This is a genomic window from Flavobacterium sp. KACC 22761 (genome assembly GCF_034058155.1).
Classification (GTDB): Bacteria; Bacteroidota; Bacteroidia; order Flavobacteriales; family Flavobacteriaceae; genus Flavobacterium.
Genome location: NZ_CP139148.1, coordinates 3744342 through 3764116, shown reverse-complemented (window position 1 = coordinate 3764116; position 19775 = coordinate 3744342). Strand labels below are relative to the sequence as shown.

At 34.0% G+C, this 19775-nt stretch carries 17 protein-coding genes; 2 read left to right on the top strand and 15 right to left on the bottom strand.

Going from position 1 to position 19775, the window contains the following annotated elements; genetic code table 11:
* Nucleotides 1–40: 40 nt before the first annotated feature.
* On the bottom strand, nt 41–487 hold the full coding sequence (locus SCB73_RS16370; protein ID WP_320567274.1) for a YybH family protein: 447 nt from the start codon (nt 485–487) through the stop codon (nt 41–43).
* Nucleotides 488–636: 149 nt separating this feature from the next.
* On the opposite strand from SCB73_RS16370, the gene SCB73_RS16365 reads away from it, so the two are divergent.
* Nucleotides 637–2244 carry a class I SAM-dependent methyltransferase gene (locus SCB73_RS16365; RefSeq protein ID WP_320567273.1) on the top strand — a complete coding sequence of 536 codons (1608 nt, stop codon included), beginning with the start codon at nt 637–639 and terminating at the stop codon, nt 2242–2244.
* Nucleotides 2245–2447: 203 nt separating this feature from the next.
* Here the strand turns inward: SCB73_RS16365 and SCB73_RS16360 are convergent, their stop codons facing one another.
* The 7 genes from SCB73_RS16360 to SCB73_RS16330 form a co-directional block, all read right to left on the bottom strand.
* Entirely contained in the window at nt 2448–2900 is a 453-nt protein-coding gene (locus SCB73_RS16360; protein ID WP_320567272.1) for a hypothetical protein, read from the bottom strand.
* 154 nt (nt 2901–3054) lie between these two features.
* Entirely contained in the window at nt 3055–3690 is a 636-nt protein-coding gene (locus SCB73_RS16355; protein WP_320567271.1) for a hypothetical protein, read from the bottom strand.
* A 337-nt stretch (nt 3691–4027) separates the two neighbouring features.
* On the bottom strand, nt 4028–4795 hold the full coding sequence (locus SCB73_RS16350) for a methyltransferase domain-containing protein (protein WP_320567270.1): 768 nt from the start codon (nt 4793–4795) through the stop codon (nt 4028–4030).
* A 15-nt stretch (nt 4796–4810) separates the two neighbouring features.
* On the bottom strand, nt 4811–5632 hold the full coding sequence (locus tag SCB73_RS16345; protein WP_320567269.1) for a helix-turn-helix domain-containing protein: 822 nt from the start codon (nt 5630–5632) through the stop codon (nt 4811–4813).
* 93 nt (nt 5633–5725) lie between these two features.
* Nucleotides 5726–6721 (bottom strand): SDR family NAD(P)-dependent oxidoreductase, encoded by a 996-nt coding sequence (locus SCB73_RS16340; protein WP_320567268.1) that lies wholly within the window; start codon nt 6719–6721, stop codon nt 5726–5728.
* A 102-nt stretch (nt 6722–6823) separates the two neighbouring features.
* Nucleotides 6824–8008 carry a serine hydrolase domain-containing protein gene (locus SCB73_RS16335; protein WP_320567267.1) on the bottom strand — a complete coding sequence of 395 codons (1185 nt, stop codon included), beginning with the start codon at nt 8006–8008 and terminating at the stop codon, nt 6824–6826.
* Nucleotides 8009–8190: 182 nt separating this feature from the next.
* Nucleotides 8191–8325, bottom strand: a complete 135-nt coding sequence (locus SCB73_RS16330; protein WP_320567266.1) for a hypothetical protein — start codon at nt 8323–8325, stop codon at nt 8191–8193.
* A 287-nt stretch (nt 8326–8612) separates the two neighbouring features.
* On the opposite strand from SCB73_RS16330, the gene SCB73_RS16325 reads away from it, so the two are divergent.
* Nucleotides 8613–10556 (top strand): glycoside hydrolase family 97 protein, encoded by a 1944-nt coding sequence (locus SCB73_RS16325; RefSeq protein ID WP_320567265.1) that lies wholly within the window; start codon nt 8613–8615, stop codon nt 10554–10556.
* Nucleotides 10557–10777: 221 nt separating this feature from the next.
* Here the strand turns inward: SCB73_RS16325 and SCB73_RS16320 are convergent, their stop codons facing one another.
* The 7 genes from SCB73_RS16320 to SCB73_RS16290 all read right to left on the bottom strand — a co-directional run bounded on the left by SCB73_RS16320 (nt 10778) and on the right by SCB73_RS16290 (nt 19773).
* Nucleotides 10778–12211 carry a glycosyltransferase family 2 protein gene (locus SCB73_RS16320; protein WP_320567264.1) on the bottom strand — a complete coding sequence of 478 codons (1434 nt, stop codon included), beginning with the start codon at nt 12209–12211 and terminating at the stop codon, nt 10778–10780.
* A gap of 9 nt (nt 12212–12220) precedes the next feature.
* Nucleotides 12221–13042, bottom strand: coding sequence for a hypothetical protein (locus SCB73_RS16315; RefSeq protein WP_320567263.1), 822 nt, complete (start codon nt 13040–13042; stop codon nt 12221–12223).
* 1 nt (nt 13043) lies between these two features.
* Nucleotides 13044–14258, bottom strand: a complete 1215-nt coding sequence (locus SCB73_RS16310; RefSeq protein ID WP_320567262.1) for a YaiO family outer membrane beta-barrel protein — start codon at nt 14256–14258, stop codon at nt 13044–13046.
* Complete coding sequence (locus SCB73_RS16305; RefSeq protein WP_320567261.1) at nt 14258–14623, bottom strand: response regulator transcription factor; 366 nt, start codon at nt 14621–14623, stop codon at nt 14258–14260. The genes SCB73_RS16310 and SCB73_RS16305 overlap by 1 nt, the downstream gene beginning before the upstream one ends.
* Before the next feature lie 74 nt (nt 14624–14697).
* Nucleotides 14698–16683, bottom strand: a complete 1986-nt coding sequence (locus SCB73_RS16300; RefSeq protein WP_320567260.1) for an ATP-binding protein — start codon at nt 16681–16683, stop codon at nt 14698–14700.
* A gap of 335 nt (nt 16684–17018) precedes the next feature.
* Nucleotides 17019–18437 carry a TolC family protein gene (locus SCB73_RS16295; RefSeq protein ID WP_320567259.1) on the bottom strand — a complete coding sequence of 473 codons (1419 nt, stop codon included), beginning with the start codon at nt 18435–18437 and terminating at the stop codon, nt 17019–17021.
* On the bottom strand, nt 18418–19773 hold the full coding sequence (locus SCB73_RS16290; RefSeq protein WP_320567258.1) for an HlyD family secretion protein: 1356 nt from the start codon (nt 19771–19773) through the stop codon (nt 18418–18420). Before SCB73_RS16290 ends, SCB73_RS16295 begins: the two co-directional genes overlap by 20 nt.
* Nucleotides 19774–19775 lie beyond the last annotated feature (2 nt).

Here is a 19775-nt window from a genome sequence, read left to right as displayed (position 1 = left end):
CACCAATTTTCAACAACTGGCCACTATTAGCTTTAAAATTCTATTTGACCGGATGATTGCTGCTAAACATATCACGATGCATTTTCCAACCCTCTTCTGTTTTTTTCCAGATCACGATTACTTTTCCGTCATCTAATTTTTTGCCATTCATATCGGTCACTTCATAAAAACTTTCTTCGGTTACTGCTGTTTTTGAGTCGCCGTAAAGATGCTGAATAGTAAATTTAACATGTACTTGTGGTCCGCCTCTAAAAAAAGAATCTATTTGCTTTGCTCCACATTTTGGTTCTGAATTTGGCGGAAACAAACAAGCATCCTCTGTATATCGAGCAACAATAGAGCCATCGTTTTTGTTTGTAAAATCAGAGAAGGTTTTGTTGCTGGCTTCAATAATTTTTTTCACCTCTTTTAAAGCTGAATCTGTCGTTTGGGCATTACACCAAAAAGTAAGCATCATAAATGCACTTAAGATAATTTTTGTTTTCATGGTTTATATATTTTTTCCAAAGTAAATTATTCCCAGATTCCGAAAATTGTAAAATAACGAACAACTTTTCAGAAAACTAAAAAGCTATAAAACCGTAGCGCAACACTCAAAAAAAATCCTTATTTTTAACTAACCTTCATTTTTGTACTATGACCGATACATCACAACTTCGAAGCTCCATTTTCAAACATCTTGACGGTTTAGCAGTTGCACCCACTGCAATTGCATTAAAAAATAAAGCTGTTTTAGATTTTATTCTAAAGGAAAAAACAGTACAATTAGCCGAACTTAGATCAGTTTTCAAGGCAAATGAAGGCTACTTAAATGTTGGTTTAAGAATTTTGGCTTCTCAAGGATTCTTAGATTATGATGTTGATAATAGCACACAAGAAATTATAATTTCAATAAATGAGAAAACAGAAACCGCTTTTTCATTATTTCATCTTTATGAAGATGTGGTCGAACTGCTTCAGTTTTCTGCTCAATTTCATTCGCGTTTATTTGAAGATGCGCCTTTTGAAAAACTCAACCTGATTTTTGAAAAATATAAAAAGAATTACGGACTCGAATCTTCGGAAAATCATTTAACAAATGAAATTCAGAATCAAATTTTAAAGCATATTGAAGGGTACTTAATTGGACCAACAATTGTGCGTTTGGCAATGAAAGGAATGTTTCATAAATATTTCATGGAAACTTGGTTCAAGCCAGAAGAATTTCATAAATCACCCGAAAATTTCAAAAAAATACTTGACTTTTTTACTCACTTAGGTTGGTTCATAGAAAAAAAAGGAAATTATCAATTTACTGATGTCGGGCTGTTTTTTGCTAAAAGAGCCAGCGCATATGGTGTTACGGTTTCGTATTTGCCAACATTTGCCAAAATTGAAGAATTAATGTTTGGCGATCCAACGGTTTTAAGAATGATAGCCGATGGTGAAAATGAAATTCATGTTGATCGCGAAATGAACGTTTGGGGAAGCGGAGGCGCGCATGACACTTATTTTAAGGTTGTAGATGAAATTATAGTCAAACTTTTTAATTTGCCTATTGAAAAACAGCCAAAAGGAATTCTAGATATGGGTTGCGGAAACGGTGCTTTCCTGCAACATATTTTTGAAGTAATCGACAGGCAGACTTTAAGAGGGAAAATGCTCGACGAATATCCGCTTTTTTTAGTAGGAGCCGATTATAATCAAGCCGCATTAAAAGTGACACGAGCCAATCTTATAAAAGCAGATATTTGGGCAAAAGTAATTTGGGGCGATATTGGCCGTCCCGATTTGCTTTCAGATGATTTACGAGAAAATTATAATATTGATTTAAAAGATTTGCTTAACGTGAGAACCTTTTTGGATCATAACCGAATTTGGGAAGAGCCAAAAAAAATAAACAACGACCGAATTAGCACTTCTACTGGCGCATTTGCCTTTAGAGGAAAACGAATCAGCAATAATCTTGTTGAAGATAATTTATTGGAGCATTTATTAAAATGGTCGCCTTATGTGCGCAAATTTGGCTTGCTCTTGATCGAATTGCACACCATAAGTCCAAAACTCACTTCTCAAAATTTAGGAAAAACGCCAGCAACCGCTTATGATGCCACTCATGGTTTCTCTGACCAATACATAGTTGAAATTGATGTGTTTAATAAAATTGCTGCAGAAGCCGGATTATTTCCTGATCCCTCTTTTTTCAGAAGATTTCCTGATGCTGACACTGCAACTGTAAGCATTAATTTATTGAAAGGGAATTGATTTATAACTAATAAAGAAGAGATTTATACACAGAATTTATTGTAGAGACGCACCACAGAGCGTCTAACGTTTTGTATCCATGTCGATATGCGTTGCGTAAAGACGCACTGCCGTGCGTCTCTACAGATAGAAAACGTTCTAAAGCAAAAAAAAACTCCAAAATCAAATGACTTTGGAGTTTTTTATATCATATTTCTAAAATATTACATTTCGTTCAAGTCATTGAACTCGTGTAACGATTTTAATGTGCTTTCGTAAAATAAGATAGCCGCGATAAGGTTTCCTTTATCAGAATAAGGCATCATCTTTCTTTGGAAATCAACTGTTGTGTCTAAGAAAGTTGTAGTACCAAGTGCTTGATTATCTAACACTTTTTTGTGCTCATTATCGTCTGGAATACCCAAATCTGCCATTGTAACTCCCGGTTTTGTAACCAAAGCAATGTAAGGAAGTGTTTTTACCAAAACTTTAATACGCTCGATGTACAATTCTAAAAGTTCTCCCTTTTGCATACCACTCAATTCTTTTTGATCATGGTATTTACGGATTAGGGCTGTTGTACTGATAATACTTCTTGGAGCATTTTTTGCTTGTGCAGATACTGCTACAGTAGCCAAGAAGCAAAGGAAACTTAGTAAAAAGATCTTGCTTTTCATTTGTTAGTAGATTTGGTTAATGGTGTTTCGAAACAAAAATATATAAATTAACTTAAATTGCAACTGTATTGATTTCTTTTTTGCAATTAAATTTTTCATTCTATAATTTTATAGGTAAAATACTACAAATAATTAAATTTTAAATCTTAAATTCTTATGACTTAATAATTCTGAAACGCCCCGGATATTTAATCCATATACTTTTCTTATTGCCATAATAATCCATATATTCTTCGCAAACAAATACTGCATGTGCCGTTGACCAAGCTACTACGCCACAAAACTCACTTCCGGCTTCGCGTTTCAGTTTTTCAATTTGTTTGCCTTTTTGGAATCCTAAATATTTATAGATTGTTGGCGTATAAACTTCGCCGCTTTCTAAATCCTCCAATGCTTTGTCAAAAGTATCTTCTTTATCGATAATTTGTTTGTATTTTGCCATTACGGCGTAGGTCAATATTGCGTATTCGATTATTTTTTCGTTCTCGCAATTATCTTTGATGCAAACAAAATCAGCAGATATTTTGGCTTTGCTTATTTCGTCATTATTAATATGAAAGGAATCGTTATTTTTTAAAGTAATTTTTTGCTCATTATCACTTATTTTTTCAGTCACAAAAAGATTGTCTAAGCCGTAAATATTTAAAGAAGCCTTGATAAATGCAATTGACGAACAATTTGTGCGCTCGCCTTGCTTAAAACTTTCAAAAATTTTATCAGAACTTAATTGGGCGTAGGAACTTGAACAGACAAAAACTAAAAATAAAAATATTGAAGTTAGAGATTTCATCGTCTTTGGATTTTAAATTTGTTTATCAGCATCGATTTGGAAAATGCATTGATTTTACAAATCTATAAAAATACACTTATAGTTGAACGAAAATCTTCAATTAGAAATAAAATCATAAGGCACAACACGACAATTCACTGATTATCTATTGGTATTTTTAAGAATACCTCAAAAATAAAGCTCAAAAAGCCCATTAATTTGAACAAAACCCAAATCATGACGCTTAAAATTTGTGGCATTTTCACTTGATCAATAGCAAAAATCCAAATGATATTATCAAGTAAATGCCCTAAAGAAGCAATAATTTAAAGTAGCACCTCATTTAAATTTCTATTATTTAAGCTTTTGTTCCGAACAGAAAAATTCTTTTAAATGCATAAATTGCTGGAAGTTTTGGAAAATTGTCCGCTATTCTTTCTTTATAAATACTTGTAAAAAGTTTTTTCTGATCTTCATTAAAAAGTTCCATATAGGGAATCAATGCTGAGCCTGAAATAAAATCATAAAGTGCATCATGATCTTGAGCTATTATGGGATAAACTTTCTCCATAATCTGAATATCTTCAAGTTTTCCATCAAACATTATTTGTGCATATTGATCCATGCTCAAAACGGGAGAATTTCTTTTCCAACCTTTTAAATAGCTTTTAAAAGGTTCTTCATCAACCAACTGATGCAGTATTTTATTTAACGTATTTTGATTCTGAACTGGCATTTGTACGGCAAACTGTCCACCTGAATTAATCAAATTAATCAATTTTGGAAATAACTCTTCGTGATTGTCAGACCACTGCAAGGCAGCATTGCTGAAAACTAAATCCCATTTTTTATCTGAATTTGCGATTTCTTCAATTGACGATTGTTCAAAATGAAGATTTTCAATTTCAAATGCTTTTGATTTTGCCAGCATTTCTGCTGAAGAATCGACTCCAAGAAAATCAATCTGTTTGAATTTTTCGGCCAAAAAAATAGACTGCTCCCCTGTTCCACAACCTAAATCAATGGCCTTTCCAGATTCTACAGGTTTAATCAGCTCCATTAAATCAAGGAAAGGTTTAAAACGAATGTCTTTGAACTTATTATATATTTCAGGATTCCAAGGCATGTTTCTCTTTTTTTACTAATTGTTAGTATTTAATTTATTCAATAAATCGGTTGGCGCATAACCAAATTTCTTTTTAAAAGCTGCCGAAAAATGAGAGAGATTTTCAAAACCAGTTTCATAACAAACATCAATTGGTTTTTTCCTTTTTTCAGCAAACTGATAATGTGCCAATTCCAATCTTTTCTTCGTGAGCCATCGCTGTGGCGTGCTATCAAACGTTTTGCTAAAATCTCGTTTAAAAGTTGTCAGACTTCTGCCAGTTAAATAACTGAACTTTTCCAAAGGCAGATTGAACATAAAATTCTTTTCCATAAAACCAGCCAAATCAATTTTGCCAGGCTCTTCAAAATTTGCCAATACATTGTCAATGTCTTTATCAATTGTTCTCAGAATTGTGATGGCTTCTGTAATTTTCAAAGATGCAATGTCTTCAGGAAGTTTCTCCAAATCAAAATACGGAATCAATGATGCCAAACAACTTTCCAACAAAGGATGATTGTTGAAAGTGTATATTTTTTTTGATTCTACCGCTTTTGGTTTTCTATCTAATTTAGCATAAAAATCACGCAATTTTTGTACTGACAAATGCATTACAACCGTTTTATGTGGTAGCCCATCTTTAGGATAATTAATAATAGTTGCCAACTGATTTCTTGGTATTAAAAAAATATCTCCTTTTTTAAAAACATAAGTTGCATCTGCTTGCACAATTTTTGTTTCTCCTGAAATAAACCATATCAGCATGTGATGCTCAAACATAATATCCGATTTGAAAAATGCATCTTCATATCTAGAAAGTTTTATGTCTTCGGTGATGTATTTTGCTTCGTAATTCATTGTATTTCTTTCTGATAAAAAAACACTGCTTTTATTTTTTAATCTTTATTCTCCTAAAGATATTAAAAAATAAAAAAGCAGTGTTGATTTTATTTACTTAATATTGAATTTAATCCCAGTCATTTCTTCGCTTAAAGCCCATAAACGCTTAGCATTGTCTTGATCCAAAGAATATATCTTAACTCCTGGAGTTATCGAATTATCAATCGCAATTGGTGCAATTTCTGAATCTTCACAATACACCCCGCCAATATTATTCAATTTTGGACTTACAGCGCACCAAACTGTTGTTGCAGCACCTTGAGGTATTGTTTTAAGCGAAGCGGCGACTTCGGGACAAATATTGCCTTCGGCATCGCACAATCCCATTTTAATGAATAATTCTAATGGTGCTTCTCGAGCTAACTCGGTACCGCCAATTGAACCCGGATGTAGTGAATATGCTCTTACATTATGTTCCTTTGCTCTTTGGTCTAATTCTAACGCAAACAAATTGCTTGCAGTTTTTGACTGACCGTAAGCTTGTAGTGTTTCATATTCTCGATTCAAAAAATTTGGGTCATCAAAATTAAAATCTCCAAACTGATGTCCTTGAGAAGATACATTGACTACTCTTGCTCCATTTGCTTTTTTTAAAGCCAACCATAATTTGGCGGTTAGCTGAAACTGAGCCAAATAATTCGTAGCTAATTGTGATTCAACACCTTCGCTCGTTCTTCGGAGCGGAACCCACATTATGCCTGCATTGTGAATAAGTAAATGGAGTGGCCTATTTGAATCTAAAAATTTTTCGGCAAATGCGTCAATAGATTTTGGATCTGCTAAATCCAGCGCTTCTACCTCAGTATTTTCAATTCCTATCAGGTTTCTATTTGCTTTTTCAATATCTCTTGCCGCAACTATAACTGTTGCACCTACACCAGCCAACGCTTTTACTGTTTCCAAGCCAATTCCGGTGTTTCCTCCCGTTACTATTGCAATTTTTCCTGTAAGGTCAATACCTTTTATTACTTCACTTGCTGTTGATGCAGCATTAAATCCAGAATCAACTGGTTTTTGCATTAATCCTTGATAATTGTTCTGTTCCATTTTTAAATTTTTTAATTATTTTATAATGAAACAAAGGTATAAGTGATTCAATGCATCAATTTTGTTCAAACGTCCGAATGTACTTTGTTTAAACGTCCAGAATTACTGTTTAGCATCGTACGGAATATATTGATCCCATTCCCAAGGCGTGTACGTGTCTGCAATTGCTGTTTCTAATAAATATTTTATTATGCTTCCAGTACTGTAACTGTTAGACAAAATCAACATTCCGATGCCTTTTTCTGGAAAGACTATACTATAATTTTGAAAACCAGAACCCTGCCCCTCTTTAAAAGCTCCAACTCCGTAAGGCGATTTTAAAACTCCCCATCCTAATCCGTAGGAAAGATCGATGGCATCATTCCAATTGCCATCTTCAGTAGCGCCCGGCCCAAACTGATTTTTAGAACGAATACGAATTTGCGGACTAAACATTTCTTGATACGATTTTGCTTTAAGGATTTTTTTGTTCAAAATTGCTGTGATAAATTTGCTGTAATCTTCGGCAGTAGTTTCCAATGTTCCTGCTCCTCTTGGCGCATTATCTTTGTCTTTTTCCTGCTTTTTTCCGTCATTATCATAGCCGTATGCATAATCTTTTTCGAATTTTTCCTGCCATTTATAGCTGGAATTCGTCATTCCCAAGGGCTTGAATATTCTTTCTTGAGCCAGCTGTTCCAAAGGTTTTCCCGTAATTTTTTCAATCACAACTTGAAGATACGTCAGTCCTTCTCCAGAATAACTGTACCTCGTTCCAGGCTCAAATTTTATGCGCAATTTTTCATCTGGTTCAAACCAGCGCCAATTCGGAAATCCAGCGGTATGATCCAAACACATTCGTGCTGTAATTTTAACATAATCAGGACTCGCTTTTAAATCGCTGTAATCTTCATGCCAGACTTTATGCTCGTATTCATAAATTGGTTTTGGAAGATAACTTTGTAATGGTTTATCTAAAGTTATAACGCCTTCTTCAACCAATCTCAGCACCAAAACGGCAAAAACCGCTTTGCTCAAAGATGCGCCGTACATATTAGTTTGAAGTTGTAATTCTTTTTTATTTTCAACATCACTATAACCAAAAGCCTTCATATAAACTGGCTTTTTTGAATTAAAAACAGCTACAGAAAGTCCTTTTACATCGGCTTTTTGCATTAATATTTTGATCTTATTTGTTAAGGAATCGGAGGAAATCGAACTTCCGTCAAGTTTATGGATTGAAGTAGATTTTTGAGCAGACACAGAAAAAAGACCTGCAAGAAAAGCAATCAAAAGAATTTTTCTCATTTTAAAGTTATTAAAAGATTAGTCCGTTTTCGATTTTTTTAGACAACCACTTTACGCTTTTAAGCAACGTTTTAAAGCACAATCATCATCAAACAATCTGATTATAAACTTAATAGAAAAATATACAATTTCAAAATAAGAACTTTCCAATTGAAATATGTCGAAATAGCAGAAAAGAAACTCTAATTCTTATTCTGCTTTTTTGAATTCAAAATGGTCTTTCTGATGATAAATAAGGAAACTCCGTATCCAAAAATGATGAAAAGCAATAAAATCATTTCAACTATTACGTTTTGTGATACAATTTCCAATATCATATCTATAATATTTAATTCAAAAATAAACAGCATCTTCTCTGTGAAAGTAAATTTAGTTGTGATCCTTTAAACACAACTTTTATGAGGTTTTATTAGATTTTTTTTAGAAATCAAAACATCTGAACTCCCTTTAAAACTTGACTTTTAAAAATTATTATTCAAAATTTCCATGCAAAATCTTCATTCAAAATGATTCTTTTAAAAAACATTTCAAAAATAGTGTTATTTTTACACTTATAACTATTTTTAACCGCTATATTTTTACTAACCTATTTAAAACCGCCAAAATGAGATGTTTTTTCCTTAGTTTTCTTTTATTTTCAATTTCATATTCGCTTCAAGCACAAAAAACAGAGGCATTTAGCCCCGATAAAAACATAAAACTCGAAATTTCTGTAAACAATGGAAATGCTTTTTATACCGTAAGTTTCCAAAACAATGAATTTCTGGGGCAATCGCCACTTGGTTTGGTAAGTTCTGCTGGAGATTTTTCTAAAAACTTAAAATTGGTCGGCAGTGCCAAAGAGAAAATCCAAGAAACCTATAAATTAGATCATTCTAAAGTCAGCCAAGTGAATTATAAGGCCAACCAATTAAAATGCATTTTCACAAATACTGCAAATGATACTCTAAATGTCATTTTTAGAATTACTAATACAGATATTGCTTTCAGTTACCTAATTCCAAAAAGCAAAAAAAATAGCGGAAACTGTACGATTGAAAAAGAAATTACCGGTTTCAAACTTCCTTCAAAATCAACTACTTTTATTACGCCACAAGCACCGCCACAAAGTGGTTGGGAAAAAACTAAACCTTCATATGAGGAAGAATATACGCGAGAAGCGACTATTGGAACAAAATCACAATATGGACTAGGATTTACTTTTCCGGCACTTTTTCATGTTGAAGATAAAGGCTGGATGTTGATTTCTGAAACCGGAATCAGTGGAAATTATGTAGGAACTCGATTAAGCGATGCAAGCACAGACGGAATTTACACCGTTACTTTTCCGCAAGAAGGCGAAAACAACCATGACGGACCAATAACAGCTACTTCATCATTACCTATGCAAACGTCGTGGAAAACCATAACGTTAGGAAAAACGTTGAAACCAATTGTTGAATCGACTGCTTCTACAGATGTTGTAAAGCCTTTAATTAAAACTTCAAAAATATTCGATGCTGGCCGTGCAAGCTGGAGCTGGATTGTTTGGCAAGATGAAAGCTGTAATTACAACGACCAAAAAACTTTTATTGATCTTGCCTCAGACATGAAATGCGAATTCATTTTGATCGATGCACTTTGGGATGTCAATATCGGAAAAGAAAAAATAGCCGAATTGGTGAATTATGCCAAATCAAAAAATGTTGGCGTTTTGCTTTGGTACAATTCTAATGGAAACTGGAATACAGCACCACAAACGCCAAAAAACAGAATGAACACATCAGAAGCGCGTCGTTCAGAAATGAAATGGCTACAGGAAATTGGCGTAAAAGGATTAAAGATTGATTTTTTTGGCGGAGACAAGCAAGCAACAATGAAATTGTATCACAACATTTTGGTTGATGCCGCAGAATTTGGTCTAAACATCAATTTTCATGGGGCTACCCTTCCACGCGGTTGGGAAAGAATGTATCCAAATTATATGACGAGCGAAGCTGTTCTGGCTTCTGAAAATTTAGTTTTCCAACAAGCGTTCAGCGACAAATATCCATCAACGGCAACGATTTATCCTTTTACAAGAAATGCTGTTGCTTCAATGGATTTTGGTCCCGTTTTTCTAAATAAACGTTTGCATCGTGAGCCAAACAAAGGCACAATTCGCAAAACTACTGATGCTTTTGAAATGGCAACAGCAGTTGTTTTCTTTTCGGCGGTTCAACATTGGGGATTAACGCCAGAAAACTTAAAAGAAAAACCTGCATACTTGTTCGATTATTTAAAAGCTGTCTCAACAGTTTGGGATGAAACCGTTTTTATTGATGGTTATCCTGGAAAGTATTGTGTAATTGCCCGCAGGAAAAACACAAAATGGTATGTTGCCGCAATTAATGGCGAAAATGCACCAAAAAATATCACAGTAAATTTACCAATGTTAAAAGGCAAAAATGTTTCTATTATAAGTGATGGTGAAGGTCAAGAATCAAAATTCAGTACAAAGAAATTGGATAATGCTTCGTTTAATTTGGAACTTTCAGCAAACGGCGGAACGGTTTTGTTTATGCCTTAAATTTCTTGAGCTTTAGGGAAACAAAATATTTCTAGCAAAAAAAATATTTGCGAGATAAAGCTTCAGCAGAGCGACATATTTGAATGAAATAAATATGTCGCTCCGCTGAGCTTTTTCATTTGTCTTATTGAAATTCTATAAATATTTTACCCCGATGGGGTTTTACACAGAAAATCTTTTGAATTGTTTTGAAAACTCTTTTAAGAATCGAAATTCAAATTTTATTGTTTTTTAGTAAAACCTTTTCTAGTCATTTCGCCCCAACCGTGCGTTCCTTTGATTTTTTCTTTGTAGCCCACTAAAGCGGCATAAACTGCCATTGGATGAAAATATAACGGTTCAATAAACGCCGCCAAAAGCAATTTGAAAAAATCGGCTTGTTTTGGATATTTATGAAAAGTTCTTTCTTCGCTGAACAATGCCAAAACCGAAAAGAAGACGGCAAAAGTGTAAACAAACAATAACAGCAAAAAGAAAAAATGCCAGTTCAGCAACCCTAAAATTATAAAAACCAAAGTAATGACAAGGCCGATAAATTCAATTCCTGGAGCCAAAAACTCAAATAATGTCCAATAAGGAACACTCAGCATTCCTAGTAATTTATATTTTGGATTCATGAACATTCTTTTATGAAAACTAAGTGTTTCAATTGTTCCTCGCATCCAGCGGCTGCGCTGTTTTTTGAATATTTTGAATTCTTCTGGAGCTTCTGTCCAACAAAGCGGATCTGGAATATAACTTACAGAATATGGCAGCTTATTTTCAAGCATATAACGACGCATTCGAACCACGAGTTCCATATCTTCGCCTACTGTTTTTGTACTATATCCGCCAGCCAATAATGCGATTTCCTTGTCAAATGCGCCAAATGCACCAGAAATCAATAATAATCCATCCAATCTTCCCCATGCCATTCTTCCTAAAAGAAATGCACGCAAATATTCTAAAACCTGAATCCTCGGAATCATGCTGTCTGGAATATTCACTTCGACCAAACGACCGTTTTTAATTATACATTGATTGGCAATTCTTACCACGCCTCCCGTTGCAATAATGCGTTTTCCGTGCGATTCTAAGAACGGTTTTGCCAATTTCAACAGCGAATCTTTATCCAGAATACAATCGACATCAATACAAACCACATACGGATTTTGAGCAATATTCAAGCCTACATTCAAGGCATCGGCTTTGCCTCCATTTTCTTTATCGGCAACAATTAATTTTTTGAAAGCGGCGTTTCTAGAAGTATAAATTCCTTTTAGTTTTTTGGTTTCAATTTGTGGATGAAAATCAAGTTCAGTCAAAACTAAATCATAGGTTTTGATTAGAATTTCCATTGAATTGTCTTTACTTCCATCATTTACTACAATAACCTGATAATTATTATAGTTCAATGAAAGCAAAGATTTTACATTTTCTTCAATCGTAAAACCTTCGTTGTAAGCTGGTGCAATCAACGAAAGTTTTGGCGCAAATTCGCTTGTCAACAAAACATCATAATCAACAAAACTGTTTTTTTTAAGATAGCTCGTAAGCTCTTTTGTAGAAAGATATGCCAATATAAGATACGAAGACATGATCAATATCGCATAGCCCAAAATGAGAACTATGTATAGATCTAAAAACCATATCAATTCGTTATTTAAAAAATCCATTAGTTTTAATTATACGGTTAAAGTCTGCAATACATTTTGCGCTTCATATTTAATTAAAGTATTTGGCGCTCGATCTACCAATTCTGCGACATAAGGAACTTTTTGCGTAAGCTTCAGTTCTTTAATCAGTTTTAATCCAAGAGTGATTACGGTTGTATTTTTTGATTCCAATAAAAGTTCTACTCCTTTAGTATCACCAATATCATGTTTTTTAAAAGCTCCAATTATATTCAACTGTGTCCAATCATCGATCGGATCAGGATGTTCCGTCAAATGAACAATGCCTTTTGTTCCCGCTAATTTGATACAAGCATTAATTGCGACGATTTTCAAAGTCTTTTTTCGAGCTTTCGAAAATGTTATAATATTTTCAAATGCATCGTTAATATTAAACTCGGCAAGTTCTGTAATTCCTTTGCATTTTACTTCCCATCTGAAGTTTCTAAGTTTCTTAAATGAATCATTTATCAGCCCCGAGTCTTTATAAAGCTGTTCTAATTTTTGAGCATAAACTCCATCGTAATTTTTATGCAGATTAAGGATCGTTTCCATTACAACTTCTCTAAAAAATGCATTATTTAAAAACAAATCCAAGCTTCGTTCCTTCTGAATTGAGGCAAACGTCATATCTTCAAAAACCACAGCCACCATCAATTCTTCAATCGCTGTACTGTACTCAATTCTGAGCCTTTCTCTTTTTATGTTCTTATTTCGGCTCCAAATAATGACCATATACAACAAAAAAGAAGCTCCTATAAACAAGTATATTAAAAAAATCAAAAATGGCACTACCCAATCCCCTTTTTCATATAATTCCAAAACTTTTTCCATATCAAAAACGTTTAGTAACGATTAACTGCAGATTAAATCTGTTTCTGTACTCTCCTGGAGTATATTCCTCGCGCTCATATAGAAAAATTGGACGAACGAAAAAAGAATCACCAAAACGATGCTGATATTGTAATCCAACTCTAAAAGCTTCTAATGGTTGTGTGAAACCGTTATAAAGATACAAGTACGGAACCGTTCCGTATTGAAGTTCCAATCTTATGATTCTTTCTTTTTCTTCATTGGTTCTCTGTACACTTAAAACATGAGAAAACAATGAATTTCCTGTATCATAATATGGTCTGTATGCCAATGTATAACTTCCTGTATTGTATGCAACTTGTCCTGTAAGTAACGTAATATCATCGCTTTCAAAATGCATAAATCGAGCTCCAAATGCAAAATCAAATTTTTTAACCGGAGCAAAATAATATTCTAAACCTGCCTTTCCAACGGGAAATAATGTTTCACCTGTTGAAAGTCCGGCGTTGGCATATAAATAGCTTTTGTTGGAAAAGGTTTGATAGAAATCAGTTTCAAAAAGCATTTGTGTATCATTTCCTGTATTTCCAATGTTTGCGCGACCCACAATTGCCGATTTGCTGAATTTATGTGAATATTCAACATACCCATAATGCAAAGGAGATTGCCCTGGTTCCGAAGTAGAAATATTAAGATAAGACGCTGCAATTGCATTTTTAGCTTTTTTGCCAATAAGTGTTCGGATGCTTCTAAATGGCTGAGTGCTATTATCTGCAATTGATGCTTTTTCTATAACTTCCAACGCTTCCTGATCGCGATTCAGTTTTTCAAGACAAGATGCTTTTGTTTTTATTACATCTACCGATTTTGGGTCAATTGCCAAATATTTATCACAATATGAAATACATTTTTCATATTGTTCCGACCAAAAATAAGTATTGATAATTGCCTGTAAAGCATCAGGATTCGGATTTGTTCTGTCTGCTAATGGCGCCAACATTTTTATTGATGAAGGATAGTCTTTTTTCCAGCTGTAAATTCGTCCTGCATACACCTGAATATCTTCGTTTTCAGGAAATTTAGCACGCAAAGGTTCAATTAAGGATAATGCTTTATCAAAATTTCCTTTTTCTGTTTCTTGTTTTGCTTGAGCTAAAACTGCATCGATATTTACTTCCTGTCCAAAAGAAATGGAAGAAACAAAAAGCAAAACTATTGAATAATATAGAAATTTCATTAAGCTTTGATTTTTAGCAACTTATTAATACGAACTAAAAGAACGGCAGGACTGATTGGTTTTGCAATAAATTCATTTGCGCCAATATCAAAAGAATCCAGTTCTGTCTGTTCAACACCTGAAGAAGTAAGTATGATTATGGGAACATCTGAATTAATAGTTTCCCTGACATATTGCGTAATTTCCATTCCGCTGATGCCTGGCATGTTTATGTCGGTCAAAATCAAATCGTAATTGTTTTTTTCGATGGCTACAAGCGCATCTTTCCCATCAGAAAACTGGTCAACAGTAAATCCTTTGGACTCTAAGAAAAATGATAATGATTTGCGTAAGATATCATTATCTTCGGCTAAAATGATTCTCATTGTTATGATATTTTGAGGCAAAAATTCAATTTATATTTGGCTTATATGTAAAGCTAAGGCTTATTTCTTTTTTATCAAAGCTCCTTCAGGATTTTAACGGTCTCTTCGATTCCGTAATGCAGTATATTTATTTTGTCTTCACTTTCAGAAGTAAATTCATTATTTATGGCTTCTTCTTCAATAATCGACAAACAATTTGTCAAATCAGTGAGCATAAAAATATCTAAACTGGATTTCATATTATGCGCTAATTTCTTAACTGCATCATGATCTTCATTTTTAAATGCTTCTTCGAGCTGAGCCGTTTGACTCGGAATTTTATCTAAAAAAAGATCAATCATTTCTTTTCTAAAATCAGGGCTTCCGCATGCCATTTCATCCAAAATAGAAAAATCAATTACTCTTCTTCTTCCATGATCAGCATCTTGGCTCATAACCGTTTTTATCGCTTTTAAAAGCACGGCCTGTTTAAAAGGTTTTGGCACATATGCATTCATCCCAACTTTGTAACAACGTTCCTGTTCTCCAACAAGAGAATGTGCGGTCATGGCAATAATTGGAATATCTAATTTCATTTCATTTCTGATGTATTCCGTTGTCTGATAGCCATCTTTAATTGGCATTTGAAGATCCATCAAAACTAAATCGTACTTGTTCGTCGTTAAAAGCTCAATGCCTTCTTCCCCATTTTCAGCGATATCCAATTCAAAACCAAAGTTCTGCACCACGCTTTTTGCTAATTTCTGATTCAGCACGTTATCTTCGCAAAGCAAAATTTTCAGATTTCCAAGATCATTTTTTGATATGGTTTTAACTGAATCTACTTTTGCATCTCCTTTTTTATAAGAAAGAACAAAAGAAAATTCTGAACCTCGTCCTTCTTTGCTTTTTACTTGAATTTCAGATTTTTGAAGTTCAACCAATTGTTTTACAATGTTTAATCCGAGTCCAGTTCCACCGAATTTTCGCGTTGTACTTTCCTCTGCTTGCGTAAAACGTTCAAAAATAGTTTTGAGTTTGTCTTCTGGAATTCCGATTCCGGTGTCTTTTACAGAAAATCGAAGCGAATAATGATCTTCTGTTTCATCAACCTTTTTTACAGAAACAGTGACATCACCTTCAACAGTAAATTTCAGTGCATTTCCGATAAGATTTACTAAAATCTGATTTAATCTTCCTTGATCTCCAATAACCATATCAGGCATATCAGCATCTAAAAAGAGATTGAATTCTACTTCTTTATGCGCTTTTACTTTTAATAAATTATAAACATGTTTAAGTGTTTTTTTTAGATTGAAAGGCTCAGCATCGATGGTTAAATTTCCTGATTCCATTTTAGAAAGATCCAAAATATCATTTACAATCAAAAGCAGATTTTCTCCTGCAATTTGGACACTTTCAATATAATCGCGTTGTGTTTCATCAAGTTCCGTTTGGGCCAAAAGATCTGTAAAACCAATTATGGCGTTTAATGGTGTACGGATTTCGTGACTCATATTGGCCAAAAAACTGTCTTTTGCCAAAACAGCACGTTCTGCAATTTTTTTCTGAGCGGCCAACTCAATATTTTTAGTCCGAACTTCCAGCTGATTTATTACGTGTTTTGCAACAATCGAAAGTGCATTTCGCTGGTTTTCATCTAATGTTTTTGCAACATGATCTATAGCACAAATGGTTCCAATATTAAATCCGTCGGGAGTTGTAAGCGGGATTCCTGCATAAAATCTTATTTTAAAACCGCCAGTAACGTTGGGATCATCTTTAAAACGTTCGTTTAATAATGTATCATCTATTTCCACCAATTTTGATTCCATAATAGTATATTGGCAAAAACTGATTTCACGTGGCACCTCTGAAACTCCTATTCCTATTTCAGATTTGAACCATTGTCTGCTTTCATCAATAAAAGAAATATGGGCAATTGGCACACCGCAGATATAAGAAACAAGCTTTGTAGCATCGTCAAAAGCATGATCTGGGAGTGTGTCTAAGATATTATAACGTTTTAGGGCTGCTAAACGTTCGAATTCGTTTTCTGGAATTGGATTTTCTGTACTCATTAATTAAAGTGGTAAAGGCTATAAAGTTAAAGCATTTCTGCCAAAACTCAGCATAAATTGCCTTTTCAAGGCAATGTTTTACGCTATAATATTCCATACAGAAAAAATGTAATCGGTTTCAGACTTCACGTGAGTGACTAATAGCTTAATAAAGCACACAGATAAAACGGATTAAACGGATTTTCACTGATTATTTATAAAATCTGTTTAATCCGTGTTATCTGTGTGCCATTTACAAATGGTTAAAAATTATTAAAAACAAAAACAGCAGTAAAAAAAAATTACTGCTGTTTTCTCCTAATATAACCAACAACTAAGCGAACAAATAAACTTCTCTAATCTGGATTTGCCAGTATTTTGTATAATTCTGCATTTGAAATGTAAAATTGATTTTCAATGCTGATTTGTGACAATTTTGCGCTTACCAAATTATTTTCTCTGGAATTAATGAGGAAAATGGAACTTTCGCCAAATGAAAACAGTTTTTCCTCTGAATTTAGCATTGTTACATAATCCTTTACCAGATTATCAATTACCTTTTTTTGCCTTTTTAAAGATGATATTTCAGTTTGCTGGGCTTTAATTTTATTTTTAAGCTCCAATCTTTGCTGTTCGATATCAAACTTTATATCCTGAATTTTGAATTTTGCCAGTTTAAGGCTTCCTCTTTCTTTTCTTAAAAAGATAGGAATACTGAAATCGACATTAAACTTATAATCATCGGCGTTGAATGAGTTCCAATAAGAAGGCTCTGAAATATAATTGTAGCCAACATTCAACTTAGGAAGCAACGAATTAGCCTTCAATTTTCTATTAATTTCCAACATATCCATCTTCGTTTCTAAAGCCTGAAGTTTTGGATGTGATTCTAGGCCTTCAACCTCCACCATCATCGCATCGGTTTTTAAGGTTGTTTCCAATGTCTGAATCAGGTTCTCTTCTGGTTTTACATTATCTTCCAGTTCTACAGGAACATTTTCAATCCATAAATAATTAGACAGATATAATTTGGCTTTAGCCAATTTCAAATTTCCATTTTCAACATTCAGTTGCCTGTTTCTTACTGTAATTCCGGCTTCAACACTGTCAATTGCAGGCGCGTCACCTAATTCAATTAATTTTTTTACGCCTTCAAAACGTTTGCTTGCAAAGCCTAAATATCGATTGTAAAGCTCGGCTTCGTTATAACTTTTTCTCCATTCAAAATACGCCTCGCTTGCTTTGTACAACACTTCAATTGCTTTTAATTTTCGTTGTGCATCGCTCAATTTTAATTGCAGTTTTCCTTCCCGAACATCCGCCATTCTTTGATTGATGAACATTCCTTGTCCTAAAGCAACATTTATTCCCAAAGAAGTCAAACCCGCCTCAGGAGTTTTATTCTGCGGATTAAAATATTGCCCATCAGTATCGTCAAAACCTGCTTTTATTTCAATTCCGTACCAAGTCGGGATTTTGAAACTACTGTTTAATAGCGAATAATATTCCGTTCCTTTAAATTGTTTTTTACTGTAATCTACTTCAATTTTAGGGTCAAATCCTCCACGCGCCACCATTAGCGCCGCCTGCGCATTGCTGATTTCAAGATTGGCCTGTTTTACCAGCGGATGGTATTTTTTTACATATCCTAAAAATTCGCTGTAACTTAATTCCTCTTTATTAAAATCCTGACTGTATGAAACCGAAAAACCGAATAAAAACAAAAGAGAAAACAGTCTTGCAACGTATTTCAATTTATTTTTTGTCCTTTTCATATTTTGCCTCCTTTACATCTGACTTATAATAATTTGGAGGAAAACCATTCAGATTTCGCCATATTTCATACCAAACCGAAACTGTTTCCAACAAAGCAATACTTTGTGCTCCCGCTCCAATACTCAATTCCTTTGGCCATTTATTGTCTGGACCATCTGGCGAAATAAGTACTCTGTATTTTCCATTAGAACTGATGAAATTTTCGATCGCAACAATTCTTCCTCCATAAGTTCCATAGGACAAACCAGGCCATCCAGAAAATACGATTCTTGGCCATCCATCAAACCAAACGCGAACTTTTGCATCCCGATGTACTAACGGAAGATCGATTGGATCCACATAAGTTTCAACTGCAATATCATAACTTGCCGGCATAATACTTACAATTGGAGTTCCTTCTTTTATGGTTTCACCAAGACCAGCTAATAAAGCACGGTTTACATAGCCACTTTGTGGTGCTGTAATGTAATATAGTCCATTCCTAAGTCGGTAATTTGTATATTGATTTTCAAGTTTATTTACCTGAGCTTCTGTATCGTATTGCGTGCTTAAGGCAGTGAATTTATCGCTTCTTGATTTCGATATTTTTTCGGCATATTCTGCAGTAATTCGGTTAATCTCTACTTTTGCATTTATTAATTCGTTTTTGCTGCTTAAAAGCTTGTTTTGTTGTGTAATGATATACGCTTCAGATTCTTGAAGTTTTAATCTTTTTTGTTCAACATCTGTCAGCGGTTTTAAGCCTTCTTTATTAAGCGCTGTCGAACGATCAAATTGGGTTTTAGCGATTCTCAATTGGGTTTTAACCGCTTCAAGATCCATACTATCGCTTTTGATTTTCAATTGCGACTGTCGTATTTTATTTTGCGCTTGTTGGAGTTTTAATTCTCTTTCTGTATTGAGTGACTTTGCCTGAACTTCAAGCGAATTTACTTTGTCTCCATAGGATTCCACTGCCTTTTTTTTAGCATCGACTTGTTGTTTTGTATTGCCAACAAGATTTGGATCTAGGTAATCTTCTTTTACCTCAGAAATAAAAACAATCGTATCGCCTTTTTTCACATAATCGCCTTCCTGCACGTACCATTTTTCGATTCTTCCTGCAATGGCGTTGTGAACCGTTTGTGGTCGCTGATCTGGTTTTAATGTTGTGACCGAACCACTTCCTGAAATATTCTGCGTCCAAGGAAGAAAAAGACAGCCAACACAAAACACTAAAAATCCGATGATGACTCTGTTTAAAATTTTATAATGAGGTCTTCGGGCCACATTTGTTATAGATTTATATTTGCCCGGAGTTATGAGTATATTATTATCTTTAGATATATTGAGCATGA